This is a genomic window from Klebsiella sp. HMSC25G12 (assembly GCF_001807705.1).
Lineage (GTDB): Bacteria > Pseudomonadota > Gammaproteobacteria > Enterobacterales > Enterobacteriaceae > Klebsiella > Klebsiella variicola.
The window spans coordinates 1-17,241 of the sequence record NZ_KV789897.1; the positions used below are offsets into that span (position 1 = coordinate 1).

Consider the following 17,241-nt stretch of genomic DNA (forward strand, 5'->3'; position numbering starts at 1 on the left):
GAGAGTAGGGAACTGCCAGGCATCAAACAAGTAAAAAGCCCATCCTGCCGGATGGGCTTTTTGCGTTTCAGTGGTCCGGCAACCGTGCCGGTATGTCTCCCCGGTGGCGCTGCGCTTACCGGGGCTACGGATTCGCACCCGCCCTGCACGACCTGTAGCCCGGACAAGGTGCGCAGCACCGCCTCCGGGGAAAACCCTGCCATACCCGCCCCATTATCTTCATTCAAAGCAACATAAAACCCCGTCATGGTAATCCCTTCATCATAATCTACTTTTTCCTTGCCCCTGCGCTGGCGTTAATCGCGAAAACCACTCTTACGAAAAAAAATGTGAATACAGTCACATATAAAGATATAACAATTATATAACATTTAGTTCACTAACTAATTTGTCTACGTGACGTGGTACGCCCGACAAGACAGATTGCAGTCTTTGCTGGAGCAATATAACAATGACAGAAAGTAGCATTACCGAACGGGGCGCGCCGGATCAGGCCGATACCCGTCGTCGTATTTGGGCAATAGTTGGCGCTTCCTCGGGGAATCTGGTTGAGTGGTTTGATTTTTACGTTTATTCATTCTGCTCGCTCTATTTCGCCCATATCTTTTTTCCATCTGGCAATACCACCACCCAACTGCTGCAGACGGCAGGCGTATTTGCCGCCGGATTCCTGATGCGTCCCATCGGCGGATGGCTGTTTGGTCGAATCGCCGACCGCCGCGGACGTAAAGCCTCTATGCTTATCTCGGTGTGCATGATGTGCTTTGGCTCACTGGTGATTGCCTGTCTGCCGGGTTATGCGGTCATCGGCACCTGGGCCCCGGCGCTGCTGCTGCTGGCGCGTCTGTTCCAGGGGCTGTCTGTTGGCGGAGAATACGGCACCAGTGCGACCTATATGAGTGAAGTCGCGGTGGAAGGTAAGAAAGGCTTCTATGCCTCCTTCCAGTACGTTACGCTGATTGGCGGTCAACTGCTGGCGGTATTAGTGGTTGTCGCGCTCCAGCAGGTGCTCAGCGATGAAGATCTCCATGCCTGGGGATGGCGTATTCCTTTTGCTCTTGGGGCGGTACTGGCTATCGTCGCGCTGTGGCTGCGTCGCCAGCTGGACGAAACCTCAAAGCAGGAGACCCGGGCGCTGAAAGAGGCTGGATCATTTAAAGGGTTGTGGCGCAATCGCCGGGCCTTCGTGATGGTGTTGGGCTTTACCGCCGCCGGATCGCTGACCTTCTACACCTTTACTACCTATATGCAAAAGTATCTGGTCAACACGGCGGGCATGACGGCTAGCACCGCCAGCGTGATCATGACCGCGGCACTATTCGTTTATATGCTGGTTCAGCCGCTGTTCGGCGCCTTTTCGGATAAAGTTGGCCGTCGCACCTCCATGCTGTGCTTTGGCGTGCTGGCGACGTTATTTACCGTGCCTATTCTCAGTGCTCTGCAGAAGGTGAGCTCACCGTATGCCGCCTTCGGACTGGTGATCTGCGCCTTGCTGATCGTCAGTTTCTATACCTCTATCAGCGGCATCCTGAAAGCAGAGATGTTCCCGGCTCAGGTCCGCGCGCTTGGGGTAGGGCTTTCCTATGCCGTCGCGAACGCGCTGTTCGGCGGCTCTGCGGAGTATGTCGCGCTGTCGCTTAAGTCGGCGGGGATAGAGCACGCGTTCTACTGGTATGTGACGGTGATGGCGGCCATCGCCTTCCTGGTTTCCCTGATGCTGCATCGCAAGGGAAAAGGCCTGCGCCTGTGACGCTTACTGGTGCGCCAGTTGCCACACAGCATAGCCGGTGGTCGCACCGGCGACATCCCAGGCGAAATCTTTCCAGCTCCAGCCGCTCCCTGCCGGGCGGCTGTCCCAAAGCTCTTTTGATGCGCCAAGACTGATGGAAAACATCAGGCCAATGGCGGCGCTGCGGTCCCGGCTGTAACCCTGATGTTGCGCATACTCATTGCCGGCGGCAGACAGCATCGCCGAGGCCAGAAAATGCTGGGCTTTGTCCTGACCGGACCATGCATCATTTGCCATGTGGCTGCAGCCCGTTAACAGCAGCGATGTCATCACTATTATCGAACGCATAGCGCTTCCAGAAAAAAGCCCCGTCGACGCGGGGCTGATAGTCAGAGAATACGGCTGATCAACCGGTCAATGCGGATCCGTCGCAGGCGGCGGATCAGTTTTCGCACTTTCACCGGATAGTCGGCGATACTTTGCAGATCCCGATAATGTTTCACTACCGTGGTGTGGGTGCGGATGAGCTTCAGCTCTTTTTCCCGCATGGCCCCCAGCTGCCGCTTTGGATCGTGGATCAGAATGGCGTTTTCCAGATCGAGCCGCCAGGCGCGTGGGTTAAGGTTGTTGCCAGTGAGCAGCATCCACTCATCGTCAACCCACATGCCTTTCAGATGGTAGCTGTTATCGTCATCCTTCCACAGGCGAACGATCAGCTGATCGGTATTGACATAATATTGCAGTCGGCTGAGGAAACGCCGCAGGTTGATCTCATACAGATAGGGAAGCGCACCGATAATTTTAAACGGTTGATCTTCCGGAATGTAGAAATCGTTAGCGGTTTTATCGCCGACAATAATCTCCACCTGTTTACCGTCCCGCAGCAGCTGGATGATATTTCTCACCAGTACGGCAGGGAGGTTGAAGTAGGGGGTACAGATCGTCAGCTTGTGCTCGGCACAAGGCATCAGGTGAAAAATAGTTTTGTTCAGCAGGCTGGATTTCCCCAGTCCTACCAGCGGGGTGACGGAGAGTTCTTCGTCACCAGCGGTGCCGACAAAATGGTAGCTGCGGTCGCGGAGCTCCTGACGGTACTGGCGAATGTCGTTTTTGATTTCCGGGCTTTTTGGCCGATCCGGTCTGTCGAGACGATTAACGCCGCGCCCCTGAACCAGATTATTGTCGACCCAGTCGAACATGACGTCCGCCATTTTGCCGTTACGGATGCACTGATAGCGGTCATAACGGTACTTGTCGTGCTGATGCAGATAAACATCGTTCAGGCTGGCGCCACTGTAGAGGACGCTGTCATCGATAATAAAGCCTTTGAAATGGAGAACGCCGAGCGCCTCCCGGGTATTAATCGGCACGCCGTAAACGGGGATATCCACACCTGGGTTTTCATCGGCCATCCGGCAATACCAGTCGGCATTGGTGTTGGAGGCGGCGGCGCCGATACGACCACGTTGAGCACGGTGCCAGTCTACCAGAACGCGGACATCCAGTTCCGGACGCTGGCGTTTGGCGTCGTAGAGAGCCTGCAAAATTCCTTTTCCGCCATCATCTTGCTCCAGGTAGAGCGCAATAATGCATATACGCTGAGTGGCGTGGGCAATCCGGGTCAGTAACGCTTCCCTGAAATCCGCAGGGGCGTAAAAGAACTCTACATCATCAACTGACTGAGAAAGCTTAGGGAGTTGGGCAAGGTGTTGTTGATGTTTATTACGCTTAAATTTTGACAACATCACAGTGCGTTTCTTCTCTGTTTATTGAAGGGTCTTCTGTACCATGCAGACGACGTAAGCGGGCAATAATACCATTACTACCCGCTAATGTGGTCAACAATTGCGGTCAGCGTGGCGCGATTATCCCTGATTCAGGGGCAGCGATAGACTGACAATCCCATCTTCCAGCTGAATATCAACGGTGAATCCCAGCTTTCTGGCCAGGCCGATCATGCCTCTGTTATTCGGCATCGTAATGCCATTAAGGCGTTGCAAGCCATGGCTTTGCGTATAGGCGATCAGCTTTTCCAGCAGCCTTCGCCCCAGGCCTAACCCTTTTAAATCTGAACGGACCAGAACGGCAAACTCGGCGTCAATATTGTCGGGATCGGAGATCGCCCGCGTCACGCCGAGAATTTCGCTCTTCTCTGCGGTGGTCCTGACGGCAACAAACGCCATTTCACGATCGTAGTCGATCTGCGTCATATTGGCTAAATCGTCATGGGTAAATTCGTTGATCTCACTAAAATAGCGATAATAGAGATCTTCTTTGGTGACCTGAGCGATAAACGCGAGCAGCTGCGGCTCATCTTCCGGAAGGATCGGCCGAAACAGGCAGCGATCGCCATTTTTCATCACCACCCACTCCTCCTGCTGGTGCGGATAGGGACGAATCGCAAGGCGGCTTTCACTGTCGCCGTCAAAGGGGGCCAGGCCTAGCGTGACGTCCAGCGCCGTAAACTCGTTGCCGGAGGCGAGCAGGGGATGAATGTCCAGGCGCTGAATCTCCGGGCAGTCGACGATCAGATTCGATACCTGAACCAGCAGCTGGCTCAGGCCCGCGATATCCAGCGGGCGCAATGCGCTGCGACCGCGGATCTTTTTATTTTTGATCGCCTGGATCACCAGATAACGCGCCAGGTTCATATTCAACGGCGGCAGCGCCACCGCGGCCTGATCCTCGGCCCGCCACTCCACGCCGCCTTCGCCCAGCATAATCAACGGGCCGAAGACGGGATCGTGTTCAACCACCACTCTCAGCTCCTGGGCGCCGGCGCGATTAGCCATACTCTGCACCAGCAGACCATGGATGCGCGCCTGGGGCCAGGCCAGTCTGACGCGATCGATCATCGCATCTGCCGCCTGCTGCACCTCGGCGGCGGTACGCAGATAGAGCATGACCCCCTGTACTTCCGATTTGTGCGGGATATCCGGAGAACGCAGCTTCAGCGCGACCGGATAGCCTATCTGCTCAGCGATATGCACTGCTTCTGCGCTGCCAGCGGCAATCCATGTCGGCAGAGTATGGATGCCATAGGCCCGGAGCACCGGGCTGACCTCATGGGTATCCAGCGTGGTGGCGCCGTCATCTATCGCTTGCTGCAGCAGAGCATGTGCTTCGCTGGTATTGGCGGTTAACGAATCCGGTAGCACCGGCGTCTCGCGCAGTTGTTTCTGGTTGCGACGGTATTCCACCATATGCATAAAAGCGGTGATCGTGCCCTCTGGCGTACGGTAGGTTGGGAGGCCGGCATCGCTGAATAAACGTCGCGCTTCCTGCGAGGAAAATTCGCCGCACCAGTTGGTCAGCACGGTGACATATTTACCGCGCGGATGATGCTTCAGAGCGTCAATCAGGGCCAGCGCACTCTCCGTGCCCGGCGCGGCCGCGCTGGGCGAGTGGATCACCAGCAGCGCGTCATAGTCCTGACTGTTGAGCAAAATATTCACGGCCTGCTGATAATGTTCGCTGCTGGCATCATCCCGCAGATCTAATGGGTTGGCGATCTCGACGCCAACCGGCAACGCCTGGTGCAGGGCGTCGCGGGTCTCCTCGCTGAGGACCGCCAGTTTGCCATTCCGCAGCCAGAGTTCATCCAGCGCCAGCGCCGCCGGAGCCGCGCCATTGCTGACGATCATCAGCTTTTCACCGCGTAGCGGGCGCATATGGCTGAGCGTTTCCACGGCGGAGAACAGCTCATGGGTGTCCTGCACCCGCAGCAGGCCAGCACGCTGTATGGCTGCATCCCATGCCGGATCCATCCCGGAGTTGACGTGCAACAGCTTTTGCGCCGCGGGGCTACGGCCGCTTTTAATCACCAGGATAGGCTTGTTTCGCGAAGCGCTGCGCGCAGCGGAGACAAATCGGCGCGCATCGCTTAGATGCTCGAGGTAAAGCAAAATGGCGCTGGTCTTGCTGTCGCGGGCCAGAAAGTCCAGCAGGTCATCGACATCAATGTCCAGGCTATCGCCCAGCGCGATGAAGTAGGAAAACCCCATCTCGCGCTGCTGCGCCCAGTCAAGGATGGTATTAGAGACGGCGGCCGACTGCGAGATAAAGGCCAGTTTACCGCGATGGATCGCGACCGGCGAGAAGCTGGCGTTCAGGCCTTGCCACGGCGCCAGCAGTCCCAGGCTGTTCGGGCCGAGCAGGCGCATCTGATAGCGCGCGGCGCATTCGAGCAGCGCCGGATACTGTTCCGGCTGCGAAGAGAGAATGATGCAGGTTTTACACCCTTTCTGCCCTAAGGCTTCGAGCAATTCGATATTACGCCGGGCGTTAGTACAGAGCACCGCCAGATCCGGCGTAAACGGCAGGCTCTCAATCGTGGGCCATGCCAGCACCCCGAGCACCGCCTTCCAGGCGGGGGTCACCGGCAGTACCGGGCCATTGAAACCGCCGGCTAACAGGTTGCGCATCATGAGATAGCCAGCGCGCTGCGGCTTCATTGATGCGCCAATAACGGCGATGGACTTTGGTCGCAGCAGTGCTTCCAGGCCTCGTTGGCTCATACCGGTCTCCTTTCATCCCAGTGACCGAATGATTTTAAACGTTTTCCACCTGGTCCGCTGTGATACTGCCCTTATGCTGGGTTTTTCCCGCCAGATAGCGGGTCCGGAAGCGGGTGAAGTGCTCGCCAAGCGCAGCGGCGGCCGGGGCATCGCCCGCCAGATCCAGCAGGGCGATGGCTACTTCCGCGGTACAGTATTGTCCGTCGGCGTGCGCCTCGCGCAGATGATAGGCAGAGATGCGTGACAGATCGACGGAGATTATCGGTAGCGCGTCAAGATAAGGGCTCTTGCGGAACATTTTGCGCGCTTCGGTCCAGGTGCCGTCGAGCATAATAAATAGCGGCGGCTTGCCGGACGGCGGCGCGCTCAGGATCTGGCGCTCCGGCCCGGCATAGGAGGCAGGGAAAACCACCATCGGTTGATAATCAGGATGCGCGACCAGATCGAGCAGCGCCTGCGGCGGCTCGGTTCTCGACCATTGAAAAGCCTCGGTATCAGGCAGAATATCGGCGATGAGCCGGCCGGTGTTGCTGGGCTTCATCGGTTCTGTATCAAACATCACCAGGCAGAAGCGGCTGGTGGCCTGCGCTGGCACTAATGTTGCGCACAGGCACTGCTTGAGCGGCAGCAGGCAGCGCTGACAGCGGCGGATGCGGTTGCCGCGAGCAAGGAAAGGCCGGGTAGCACGCGCGAGGCGTTCAGCGCGCAGGCGAAGGACTGCGTTTTCAATCATGGGAGTCGCTAGAGAAAAACGCTATTGTCGCAGAGGTGAAAACGGGGCACAAGCGGTGCCCCGGAAGGATTACTGTTGGCCGGCTTCGTTCAGCCAGCTATCAAATGGCGCTTTTGGCACCGCGCCATTGAGCATGTCGATCACTTCGCCATTTTTGAACATCATAATGGTCGGGATGCTGCGGATACGAAACCGGGCGCTAAGCTCACGTTCCGCTTCGGTGTTGACTTTCACAAAACGCATCTTCCCGCTACGCTCTTCCGCGACATCTTCAAAGATCGGCGCGAAGCTACGGCAGGGGCCGCACCATGGCGCCCAGAAATCGACAACGACCGGCAGATCGTCCTTTAAGAGTTTATCCAGCGTTGCCCCGGTCGCGTTGATGACGTCGCCGTCAAAAAGATCGTGACCGCAGCGTCCGCACTTTGCGCCATCCGCGCTACGATCGTCCGGGAGGCGGTTCAGAGCCTGACAACTGGCACAAACGGTATTCATAACTAACCTCTGGTTATGGGTTGCAACGTGGCACGTGGCCGATATGTTTCTGTGATGTTACATATTATCGATTAAGTGTTATTTAAGGACAATGCGTTTTGTTCGATGAGTGCAATAGAGGCCGGCTTTTAAACGAAATCATGGCGAAGCGATGACACATCGGGTAATCTGCGCGCTTCGCGCAGCGCAGGTGGAGAAAATTGATGAGCGACGAACTGAAAAATAAAAGCGGCAAGGTCAAAGTGATGTATGTCCGCAGTGATGATGATTCTGACAAACGCACCCATAACCCACGTACCGGGAAAGGGGGAGGTCGTCCAGGAAAATCTCGTGTTGACGGCCGCAGCCGCCCTGCGCGTGACGAACGAAACAGCCGCGGCGACGATCGCAAACGTGACGACCGTAAGCGTGACGATCGCAAGCGCGATGATTTTCATCGTGACGATGCGTCTCCGTGGCGTACCGTTTCCCGTGCTCCTGGCGATGAGACGCCGGTAAAAGAAGATCACGGCGGGATCAGCGGGAAGAGCTTTATCGATCCGGAAGTGCTGCGTCGTCAGCGTGCGGAAGAGACCCGCGTGTATGGCGAAAACGCCTGCCAGGCGCTGTTCCAGAGCCGTCCGGAAGCTATCGTTCGCGCCTGGTTTATTCAGAGCGTCACGCCCCGCTTTAAAGAGGCGCTGCGCTGGATGGCGGCCAACCGTAAAGCCTATCATGTGGTGGACGAAGCCGAGCTGGCGAAAGCTTCCGGCACCGAGCACCACGGCGGGGTCTGCTTCCTGATCAAAAAACGCCACGGCACTTCTGTTGCCCAGTGGGTCGCGAAGGCGGCAGAAGACGATTGCGTTCTGGCGCTGGAAGACGTGGGTAACCCGCACAACCTCGGGGCGATCATGCGCAGCTGCGCGCACTTCGGCGTGAAGGGCGTGGTGGTTCAGGATGCTGGCGTGCTGGAGTCCGGGGCGGCGATCCGTACGGCGGAGGGCGGGGCGGAGCATGTTGAACCGATCACCGGCGACAGCTTTATCGATACCCTGGATCAGTTCCGCAAAGCGGGCTACGCGATTGTCTCAACGTCCAGCCATAATGGTACGCCGCTGTTTAAAGCCGAGCTGCCGAAGAAAATGGTGCTGGTGTTAGGCCAGGAGCGTGATGGTCTGTCCGATGCGGCGATTTCCAGCTCCGATCTCAGCGTTGCCATCGACGGTACCGGCAATGTCGAAAGCCTGAACGTCTCTGTGGCGACCGGCGTCCTGCTGGCAGAATGGTGGCGTCAGAACAAGGCGTAATTCGCCTGCCTGAATGCGAAAAAGCCAGCTGATGCTGGCTTTTTTATGGCTGTCGATCACTCGCTTTCGGCGGGGAGGACCGGCATCCAGTCGATCGGCGCTTCGCCGCGGTCAGCCAGCCACTGGTTGGTCTGTACGAAATGGTTGCTGCCAAAGAAGCCGCGATGCGCAGAGAGCGGCGATGGGTGCGGCGCCTTCAGCACGCAGTGGCGCTGACGATCGATAATCGCGCCTTTCTTCTGCGCATGAGAACCCCACAGCAGGAATACCACCCCCTCGCAATGCTCATTGATTAATGCGATAACCTTATCGGTAAAGGTCTCCCAGCCGAGGCTGGCGTGCGAGTGCGCCTGCCCGGCGCGGACGGTCAGGACCGTATTAAGCAGAAGTACGCCCTGACGCGCCCAGCTTTCGAGATAACCGTGAGTGGGGCGAGTAAAGCCGGGGATCGTGGCCTCCAGCTCTTTGTACATGTTCAAGAGCGAGGGCGGGATCGCGACGCCCGGGCGAACCGAGAATGCCAGACCGTGGGCCTGACCCGGGCCGTGATAGGGATCCTGGCCGAGAATGACGACTTTGACGTCGCCCAGCTCGGTAAAGCGAAACGCATTGAAGACGTCTTTTTGCGGTGGGTAGATGGTGATCCCGGACTGGCGCTCTTCGGCGACGGTCTTCAGTGTATTGAGAAAATAGGGTTGTTGCTTTTCATCCGCCAGCACGTCATGCCAGGTTAAAGAGGTGGTCATCTTGCTCTCCTGCAAAGGGTCATCGCTACAGCTTAACGGCTTCTTTCTACAGAACAAAATCGGCACGGCTTGATGTGGGCTTTTATGCAAAAAAAATTGAAAATTTACAAAATTATTTATGAGACCCCATGGCCTAACTTGATGTAAAACAATAAAATCCCCCTATACCCACTTTGTGTGAGTGGTTTTTATTGATTTATATCAAGGAATGCCGAGGGTGCGGCTGATATATATACACTCATACAACAATGGTTTTACCAATTGGCCGCGAAGAGGCCAAAATCGAATAAACACTGCCTGGGAGGCATCAAATGATTACTGGTATCCAAATTACTAAAGCGGCAAACGACGACCTGCTGAACTCTTTCTGGCTGCTGGACAGCGAAAAAGGCGAAGCGCGCTGCCTGTGTGCCAAAGGTGGTTTTGCGGAAGACGACGTGGTGGCGGTGAGCAAACTGGGTGAAATCGAATACCGTGAAATTCCGGTAGACGTGAAACCAGAAGTTCGCGTGGAAGGCGGTCAGCACCTGAACGTGAACGTGCTGCGTCGCGAAACTCTGCTGGACGCGGTTGAGCACCCGGAAAAATACCCGCAGCTGACCATTCGTGTTTCCGGCTATGCGGTACGCTTCAACTCCCTGACTCCGGAACAGCAGCGCGACGTTATCGCCCGTACCTTTACCGAAAGCCTGTAAGGCTGAAGCCAGATGTGAAAACGCCGGGATGTCCCGGCGTTTTTTTTACTCTTCAGTGGACGTTGATGGCGTCCCGGCCGCGCTTGGCTTACGGCGCTTACCGATATTTTTGGTGTCGCGGTGGCGTTTCTTCACCCGCGGTTTCTCTTTTTCTTTCTCTTTTTTCTCGGCGCGCTTCGCCAATACTTTCTTCGACGGTTTACCGGTTAACTTCTCGCTCGGCGCGCGGGTTTTCGGTCGCAATTCATCAATCACGCGGGCTTTCAGCGGTTCTTCAACGTAGCGGCCGATCTTGCCCAGCAGCAGGTGGTCATGCGCTTCAACCAGCGAAATGGCGATGCCTTTTTTACCGGCGCGGCCGGTACGACCGATACGGTGCAAATAGATATCGGCGGTGCGCGGCATGTCGAAGTTAAACACGTGGCTGACATCCGGGATATCAATACCGCGTGCGGCGACGTCGGTGGCGATCAGCACGTTCACGCGACCATCGGTCAGGCGTTTAATCGCTTCGTTGCGCTTAATCTGCACCATCTCGCCCTCCAGCCAGCAGGTGTTAATCCCTGCTTCGTGCAGCTTAGCGGCGAGTTCGTGAACGCGCTCGCGCTTACGCACGAAGACGATGGAGCGGGTTGCTTCCGGCTGCTTCAGCAAATGAATCAGCAGCGCGGTTTTATGCTCGATATCGTCGGCGCGATAGTACCACTGATGAATTTTTTTACGTTCGCGGGTCGATGGGGTAGCGGAGACTTCAACCGGCTCTTCCAGCAGGCGTTCGGCAAAATCTTTGATCGCATCGCCTTCCAGCGTGGCGGAGAACAGCATGGTCTGCTTGCGCCAGCGGGTTTCACCGGCGATGGTTTCGATATCCTGAGCAAAGCCCATGTCCAGCATGCGGTCGGCTTCATCGAGGATCAGGGTCTCGACGGCGCGGCAGTCAAAGTTCTCTTCTTTAATATACTGCAGCAGGCGACCGGTGGTAGCGACCACGATATCCTGGTTTTCGCTGAACACTTCCGCGTGGTTCATGTACGCTACGCCGCCGGTAATGGTGGCGATATCCAGATGGGTATGCTTCGCCAGCTCGCGGGCGTGGTCAGCCACCTGCATCGCCAGCTCGCGGGTCGGCGTCAGGATAAGAATGCGCGGCGGCCCGGATTTCTTACGCGGGAAATCGAGCAGGTGCTGCAACGCTGGCAGCAGATACGCCGCCGTTTTACCGGTGCCGGTCGGCGCTGAACCGAGAATGTCACGGCCATCGAGCGCAGGCGGAATAGCGGCGGCCTGAATGGCTGTCGGGCGAGTGAAACCTTTATCCTGGAGGGCTTCCAGCAGGTTTTCGTCGAGTTCAAGTTCGGAAAAAGTCGTTACAGTCATGTTCTACCTCTGAGTGGGCCGCCGATTATAGACGTTACTGACGTAATGTTCATCTGTTTGTAAGGCTATCTGTTCTCCGGTATTGTGCATAGCCTTACGTTCAGGAGTTTTGTCGGCAAGGTTATTGAGGATGTCTCAGTCGAAGTTTGCGCTGCCGCGCAATGGTTTTACCTTCAAACAGTTCTTTGTCGCCCACGATCGTTGCGCGATGAAGGTGGGCACTGATGGCATTTTGCTTGGCGCCTGGGCGCCGATTGCCGGGGTGAAGCATGTGCTGGATATTGGCGCGGGCAGCGGCCTGCTGGCGCTAATGCTCGCCCAGCGTACCGATCACGATGTGCAAGTCGATGCGGTCGAACTGGACGAGGAGGCAGCCGCTCAGGCGCGGGAAAATGCCCTCGCGTCACCGTGGTCTTCGCGCATAGAAGTCTGCCAGGCCGATATCCATCAGTGGCAGCCGTCGCAAACCCGACGCTATGAACTGATAATCAGTAACCCGCCTTTTTTTGCCGAAGGCGTGCCATGCGCTACCTCGCAGCGGGAGCAGGCGCGGTATACCACGACGCTCGATCACGCCTCCCTGCTGACCTGTGCCGCAGAGCATATCACCGAAGAAGGTTTTTTTTGCGTGGTGCTGCCGGTGGATATCGGTAATGCGTTTATCGAGCGGGCAACGGCGATGGGGTGGCATTTGCGACTGCGCACTGACGTGGCGGAGACCGAACTGCGGCCGCCGCACCGGGTGCTGCTGGCGTTCTCCCCGACGGCAGGAGAGTGTTTCTGCGACAGACTGGCGATCCGCGGGCCAGAGCAGCAGTACTCTGAAGGGTTTACTGCTCTGACCGGGGATTTTTATCTCTTTATGTGAGCCAGGGGCGACAGTATCGACGGGCCGCTGTTCGGCAGCGGCTGCGGATAGTCGAGGGTATAGTGCAGCCCGCGGCTCTCCTTACGTAACATCGCGCAGCGTACGATAAGCTCCGCCACCTGCACCAGATTGCGCAGCTCCAGCAGATTATTCGAGACGCGGAAGCGGGCGTAATACTCATCCAGCTCCTGCTGGAGCATGGTAATGCGCCGCAGGGCGCGCTCCAGTCTGCGCGTCGTGCGCACAATGCCGACATAATCCCACATCAGCAGGCGCAGTTCGTGCCAGTTATGCTGGATAACCACCAGTTCATCCGGGATCTCCACCTGACTTTCATCCCACGCCGGCAGGGTGGTGACCTTCTGGGCCAGCGGCAGGCGCCGGGCGATATCCTCCGCGGCGGACCAGCCGTAGACCAGACACTCCAGCAGCGAGTTCGAGGCCATGCGGTTGGCGCCGTGCAGCCCGGTATAGCTGACTTCGCCGATGGCGTATAAGCCATCGACGTCAGTACGGCCATTATCATCCACCATCACGCCGCCGCAGGTGTAATGCGCGGCGGGGACGACCGGCACCGGATCTTTGGTTAAATCAATTCCCAGACCGAGCAGCTTTTCGTAAATCATCGGGAAGTGCTGGCGAACAAACGCCTCGGGTTTATGGCTGATATCAAGGAACATACAGTCAACGCCCAGGCGCTTCATTTCATGGTCGATGGCGCGGGCGACGATATCGCGCGGGGCCAGCTCGCCGCGCTCGTCAAAGTCCGGCATAAAGCGGGTGCCGTCCGGGCGTTTAAGGTGGGCGCCTTCGCCGCGCAGCGCTTCAGTAAGCAGGAAATTGCGCGCCTGTGGATGATACAGCGCGGTGGGGTGGAACTGGTTGAATTCGAGATTCGCTACCCGGCAGCCCGCCCGCCAGGCCATCGCAATGCCGTCTCCGGAAGAGACGTCAGGGTTAGTGGTATATTGATAAACCTTGGCGGCCCCGCCAGTCGCAAGCACCACCGCCTTCGCGCTGCAGGTTTCTACCCGCTCTTTATTGCGGTTCCAGATCCAGGCCCCGACCACCCGGCGCGTGCCCGGCAGGCCAATCTTGTCCGAGACAATCAAATCAACGGCATTGCTGCGCTCAATGATGCGGATATTCGGATGAGCAAGGGCTTTATCGACCAGCGTCGTCTCTACCGCTTTGCCGGTAGCGTCGGCGGCGTGAAGAATGCGTCGATGGCTGTGCCCCCCTTCGCGAGTGAGATGGTAGCTCTCTTCGCCATTGGCCTGGACCTGGGTGTCAAACAGCACGCCCTGATCGATAAGCCATTGTACGCACGGTCTGGCGTTGCTGGCGACGAAGGTGACCGCATGGCGATCGCAGAGTCCCGCGCCGGCGATCAGCGTATCTTCAACATGGGATTCGATACTGTCCGTCTCATCGAAGACGGCGGCAATCCCGCCCTGCGCATAGAACGTCGAACCTTCGCTGATCGGCCCTTTACTCAGCACCGTCACCGAACTGTGCTCCGCCAGGCGCAGCGCGAGGGAGAGACCGGCAGCACCGCTGCCGATAATCAACACATCACAAGAGAAGTCAGGAGTGGTATTCATCGTCTTTGTTTAATTTACTAAACACATTTAGCTCACAATAGCACCAGCGCGTGAGGAATCGTACATATTTTTTGCCTGGTGTTGTGACGGCTAAACAGAAGGGGCCGGGAAAAGGGGCGTTGTGCGGTAAAAAAGAGAAGTGGAGCAGGTTGTTAGCATTGGATTTTATAGTGAAATAAACACTGTGTTACGATACCCTTCAGTCGGGCCTGCGCTTTTTCTTATTGACTAACCTGTTGTTTAGCAACCTGGGCATATAATGATTGATAACGATCTGCCGCCGTTGCCAGACAAAAAACAAAAGCGTAACGGAACTTTATTGTTTTCATGCACTCCAACAGTCAGCTTGCTCATAATGCAGATTTTGGGTGGTGTTTTGAAGACGCATGGGAATTGGGTTTGGGGAGACATTACCTCGGATGAGCGAGCAGTTAACGGATCAGGTCCTTGTTGAACGGGTCCAGAAAGGAGATCAGAAAGCGTTTAATTTGCTGGTGGTGCGCTATCAGCATAAGGTCGCGAGTCTGGTTTCCCGCTATGTACCGCCGGGCGATATCGCTGACGTTGTTCAGGAATCGTTCGTTAAGGCATGGCGTGCGCTGGACTCTTTCCGGGGAGATAGCGCTTTTTACACCTGGTTATACCGTATCGCCGTCAACACGGCGAAGAATTATCTGGTTGCTCAGGGACGCCGTCCGCCGTCCAGCGATGTTGACGCCAACGAGGCGGAAAACTTCGAAAGCGGCGGGGCGTTGAAAGAAATTTCGAACCCTGAGAACTTAATGTTGTCAGAAGAACTGAGACAAATAGTTTTTCGTACCATTGAATCGCTCCCGGAAGATTTACGCATGGCAATTACGTTACGGGAGCTGGATGGCCTGAGCTATGAAGAGATAGCCGCTATCATGGATTGTCCGGTTGGGACGGTGCGTTCGCGTATCTTCCGGGCGCGAGAAGCTATTGATAATAAAGTTCAACCGCTTATCAGGCGTTGACGATAGCGGAATACTGGAAAAGGGTATCAGGCATGCAGAAAGAACAACTTTCGGCTTTAATGGATGGTGAAACGCTGGATAAAGAACTGCTCAACGAGCTGAGCCGTTCCTCTGAGATGCAAAAAACCTGGGAGAGCTATCACCTCATTCGCGATACGCTGCGTGGCGATACCGCAGAGGTGCTGCAATTCGATATCTCCGCCCGGGTGATGGCCGCCATTGAAAATGAGCCCGTTCGTCAGACGGCGCCGCTTATTCCTGAATCTCAGCCCGCACCCCACCAGTGGCGGCAGATGCCGTTCTGGAACAAAGTGCGTCCATGGGCCAGCTCACTCACCCAAATGGGCGTTGCCGCCTGCGTATCGCTTGCGGTTATCGTCGGCGTCCAGCACTATAATGGGCAGTCTGATGCGACTCAGCAGCCAGAGGCGCCAGTGTTCAATACCCTGCCGATGATGGGTAAAGCGAGCCCGGTAAGCCTTGGCGTGCCGGCTGACGCATCAGCGGGTAGCGGCCAGCAGGCGCAAGTCCAGGAACAGCGCCGCCGGATTAACGCCATGTTGCAGGACTATGAACTGCAGCGCCGCCTGCACGCTGAGCAGCTGCAGTTTGGCCAGGCCCAGACTCAGCAGGCAGCAGTCCAGGTGCCGGGTTATCAAACTTTAGGAACGCAATCGCAGTAATGAAGCAACTTTGGTGTGCCATGTCGCTCATGGCAGGCAGCCTGTTGTTCTCTGTCAACGCCTCGGCTGATACATCGTCCGGGGCGTTGTTGCAGCAGATGAACCTGGCCAGCCAGTCCCTCAATTATGAGCTGTCTTTCGTCAGCATCAATAAACAAGGCGTTGAGTCGCTGCGCTATCGTCATGCGCGACTGAACAATCAACCGCTGGCGCAACTGCTGCAGCTGGACGGCCCGCGCCGGGAAGTGGTCCTGCGCGGCACGGAAATCAGCTATTTTGAACCCGGTCTCGATCCTTTCACCCTCAACGGCGACTACATCGTCGATTCGCTGCCATCGTTGGTTTATAGCGATTTCAAACGCCTCTCCGCTGCGTATGATTTTATCTCCGTTGGCCGTACTCGTATCGCTGATCGCCTCTGCGACGTGATCCGCGTCGTAGCTCGCGACGGTACGCGCTATAGCTTTATCGCCTGGCTGGACGCCGAGACCAAACTGCCTCTGCGCGTCGATTTGCTCGACCGCGACGGTGAAACGCTGGAGCAGTTCCGGGTTGTCTCCTTCAACGTTGGCGATAACGTCAGCGCCAGCATGGAGACGCTGGCAAAAGCGAATCTACCGCCGCAGCTGTCCGTCCCTGAAGGGGGCGACAAAGCCAACTTCAACTGGGCGCCAACATGGCTTCCCCAGGGGATGGCTGAAGTTTCCAGCAGTCAGCGCCGTCTGCCCACTTTTGACGGTCCAGTCGAATCACGTCTCTATTCCGACGGCTTGTTCAGCTTCTCGATCAATATCAACCGCGCCACGGCGGCCAGCAGTGACCAGCTGTTGCGCACCGGCCGACGTACCGTCAGCACGACGGTACGCGATAACGCGGAGATCACCGTGGTGGGCGAACTGCCGCCGCAGACGGCGAAGCGTATCTCTGACAGTATTAAATTCAAGGCAGTACAATGATTAAAGAGTGGGCCACCGTGGTTTCCTGGCATAACGGCGTGGCGCAGGTGCACTGCGACGTTAAAGCCTCCTGCAGCAGCTGCGCTTCCCGTGCCGGCTGCGGTAGCCGGGTGTTAAACAAGCTGGGGCCGCAGACCAGCCATACCATTAGCGTGCCCTGCGAGCAGCCATTGGCCGCGGGGCAAAAAGTGGAGCTGGGGATCGCTGAAAGTAGCCTGCTGGGCTCAGCGCTGCTCGTCTATATGGCGCCGCTGGTGGGGCTGTTTGTGATGGCGTCCATTTTCCAGGTGCTGTTTGCCAGCGATATCGCGTCACTTTGCGGCGCGCTGCTGGGCGGCGTCGGCGGCTTCCTGGTGGCGCGCGGTCTGTCGCCGCAGCTGGCTGCTCGCCAGTCATGGCAGCCGGTGATTTTAAGCGTCGGTTTGCCGCCGGATCTGCTGCGTGTTGATACGCCCTCCTCTGAAATGGGGCAGTGATTTCACTGCCCCTCATCTTTATTTACTCTTCCTGTAACAACGCCACAATTTCTGCCGTTATGCTGGATCTAACAGCAT

18 protein-coding genes are annotated in these 17,241 nt (G+C 56.9%); 9 read left to right on the top strand and 9 right to left on the bottom strand.

Annotation, left to right across the window (positions count from 1 at the left end):
- Positions 1–248: hypothetical protein (locus HMPREF3096_RS31210; RefSeq protein ID WP_070544523.1), on the bottom strand; the 248-nt coding region annotated here is incomplete at its 3' end.
- A 203-nt stretch (positions 249–451) separates the two neighbouring features.
- Here HMPREF3096_RS31210 and HMPREF3096_RS15750 point away from each other — a divergent pair.
- Positions 452–1,750 (top strand): MFS transporter, encoded by a 1,299-nt coding sequence (locus HMPREF3096_RS15750; RefSeq protein WP_012540846.1) that lies wholly within the window; start codon positions 452–454, stop codon positions 1,748–1,750.
- Positions 1,751–1,753: 3 nt separating this feature from the next.
- Here the strand turns inward: HMPREF3096_RS15750 and HMPREF3096_RS15755 are convergent, their stop codons facing one another.
- The 5 genes from HMPREF3096_RS15755 to trxC all read right to left on the bottom strand — a co-directional run bounded on the left by HMPREF3096_RS15755 (position 1,754) and on the right by trxC (position 7,474).
- Positions 1,754–2,077 (bottom strand): YfiM family lipoprotein, encoded by a 324-nt coding sequence (locus tag HMPREF3096_RS15755; RefSeq protein WP_008803753.1) that lies wholly within the window; start codon positions 2,075–2,077, stop codon positions 1,754–1,756.
- A 41-nt stretch (positions 2,078–2,118) separates the two neighbouring features.
- Entirely contained in the window at positions 2,119–3,474 is a 1,356-nt protein-coding gene (gene pssA / locus HMPREF3096_RS15760; RefSeq protein ID WP_008803754.1) for a CDP-diacylglycerol--serine O-phosphatidyltransferase, read from the bottom strand.
- A gap of 120 nt (positions 3,475–3,594) precedes the next feature.
- Entirely contained in the window at positions 3,595–6,246 is a 2,652-nt protein-coding gene (locus tag HMPREF3096_RS15765; RefSeq protein WP_070544524.1) for a bifunctional acetate--CoA ligase family protein/GNAT family N-acetyltransferase, read from the bottom strand.
- A gap of 34 nt (positions 6,247–6,280) precedes the next feature.
- Positions 6,281–6,979, bottom strand: coding sequence for a tRNA-uridine aminocarboxypropyltransferase (gene tapT, locus HMPREF3096_RS15770; RefSeq protein WP_012540848.1), 699 nt, complete (start codon positions 6,977–6,979; stop codon positions 6,281–6,283).
- Positions 6,980–7,048: 69 nt separating this feature from the next.
- Complete coding sequence (gene trxC, locus HMPREF3096_RS15775) at positions 7,049–7,474, bottom strand: thioredoxin TrxC (RefSeq protein WP_002914091.1); 426 nt, start codon at positions 7,472–7,474, stop codon at positions 7,049–7,051.
- A gap of 203 nt (positions 7,475–7,677) precedes the next feature.
- Here trxC and HMPREF3096_RS15780 point away from each other — a divergent pair, with 203 nt between their 5' ends.
- Entirely contained in the window at positions 7,678–8,763 is a 1,086-nt protein-coding gene (locus HMPREF3096_RS15780) for a tRNA/rRNA methyltransferase (protein ID WP_023298082.1), read from the top strand.
- Positions 8,764–8,819: 56 nt separating this feature from the next.
- Here the strand turns inward: HMPREF3096_RS15780 and ung are convergent, their stop codons facing one another.
- Positions 8,820–9,509 carry a uracil-DNA glycosylase gene (gene ung, locus HMPREF3096_RS15785; protein WP_012540850.1) on the bottom strand — a complete coding sequence of 230 codons (690 nt, stop codon included), beginning with the start codon at positions 9,507–9,509 and terminating at the stop codon, positions 8,820–8,822.
- A 311-nt stretch (positions 9,510–9,820) separates the two neighbouring features.
- On the opposite strand from ung, the gene grcA reads away from it, so the two are divergent.
- Positions 9,821–10,204, top strand: a complete 384-nt coding sequence (gene grcA / locus HMPREF3096_RS15790) for an autonomous glycyl radical cofactor GrcA (RefSeq protein ID WP_002914084.1) — start codon at positions 9,821–9,823, stop codon at positions 10,202–10,204.
- 45 nt (positions 10,205–10,249) lie between these two features.
- On the opposite strand, the gene srmB is transcribed toward grcA, so the two are convergent.
- Complete coding sequence (gene srmB, locus HMPREF3096_RS15795) at positions 10,250–11,581, bottom strand: ATP-dependent RNA helicase SrmB (protein WP_012540851.1); 1,332 nt, start codon at positions 11,579–11,581, stop codon at positions 10,250–10,252.
- A 130-nt stretch (positions 11,582–11,711) separates the two neighbouring features.
- Between srmB and trmN the strand changes: the two genes are divergently transcribed.
- Entirely contained in the window at positions 11,712–12,449 is a 738-nt protein-coding gene (gene trmN, locus HMPREF3096_RS15800) for a tRNA(1)(Val) (adenine(37)-N(6))-methyltransferase TrmN (RefSeq protein ID WP_012540852.1), read from the top strand.
- Here the strand turns inward: trmN and nadB are convergent.
- Entirely contained in the window at positions 12,434–14,053 is a 1,620-nt protein-coding gene (nadB, locus tag HMPREF3096_RS15805) for an L-aspartate oxidase (RefSeq protein WP_008803761.1), read from the bottom strand. The two genes, trmN and nadB, sit on opposite strands and share 16 nt — an antisense overlap.
- 327 nt (positions 14,054–14,380) lie before the next feature.
- Between nadB and rseD the strand changes: the two genes are divergently transcribed.
- From rseD to rseC, 5 genes are read left to right on the top strand one after another with little or no spacing between them, the layout of a single operon-like run.
- Positions 14,381–14,476: a rpoE leader peptide RseD gene (gene rseD, locus HMPREF3096_RS31900; protein ID WP_121980491.1), complete on the top strand. Its 96-nt coding sequence runs from the start codon at positions 14,381–14,383 to the stop codon at positions 14,474–14,476.
- Positions 14,473–15,048, top strand: a complete 576-nt coding sequence (gene rpoE / locus HMPREF3096_RS15810) for an RNA polymerase sigma factor RpoE (protein WP_002914074.1) — start codon at positions 14,473–14,475, stop codon at positions 15,046–15,048. Before rseD ends, rpoE begins: the two co-directional genes overlap by 4 nt.
- A 32-nt stretch (positions 15,049–15,080) precedes the next feature.
- Complete coding sequence (gene rseA, locus HMPREF3096_RS15815) at positions 15,081–15,731, top strand: anti-sigma-E factor RseA (protein WP_008803762.1); 651 nt, start codon at positions 15,081–15,083, stop codon at positions 15,729–15,731.
- Positions 15,731–16,687 carry a sigma-E factor regulatory protein RseB gene (gene rseB / locus HMPREF3096_RS15820; RefSeq protein WP_012540854.1) on the top strand — a complete coding sequence of 319 codons (957 nt, stop codon included), beginning with the start codon at positions 15,731–15,733 and terminating at the stop codon, positions 16,685–16,687. Before rseA ends, rseB begins: the two co-directional genes overlap by 1 nt.
- A complete protein-coding gene (rseC, locus tag HMPREF3096_RS15825) occupies positions 16,684–17,163 on the top strand; it encodes a SoxR-reducing system protein RseC (RefSeq protein WP_008803764.1) in 480 nt (159 codons plus the stop codon). Before rseB ends, rseC begins: the two co-directional genes overlap by 4 nt.
- The last annotated feature ends 78 nt before the right edge of the window (positions 17,164–17,241 follow it).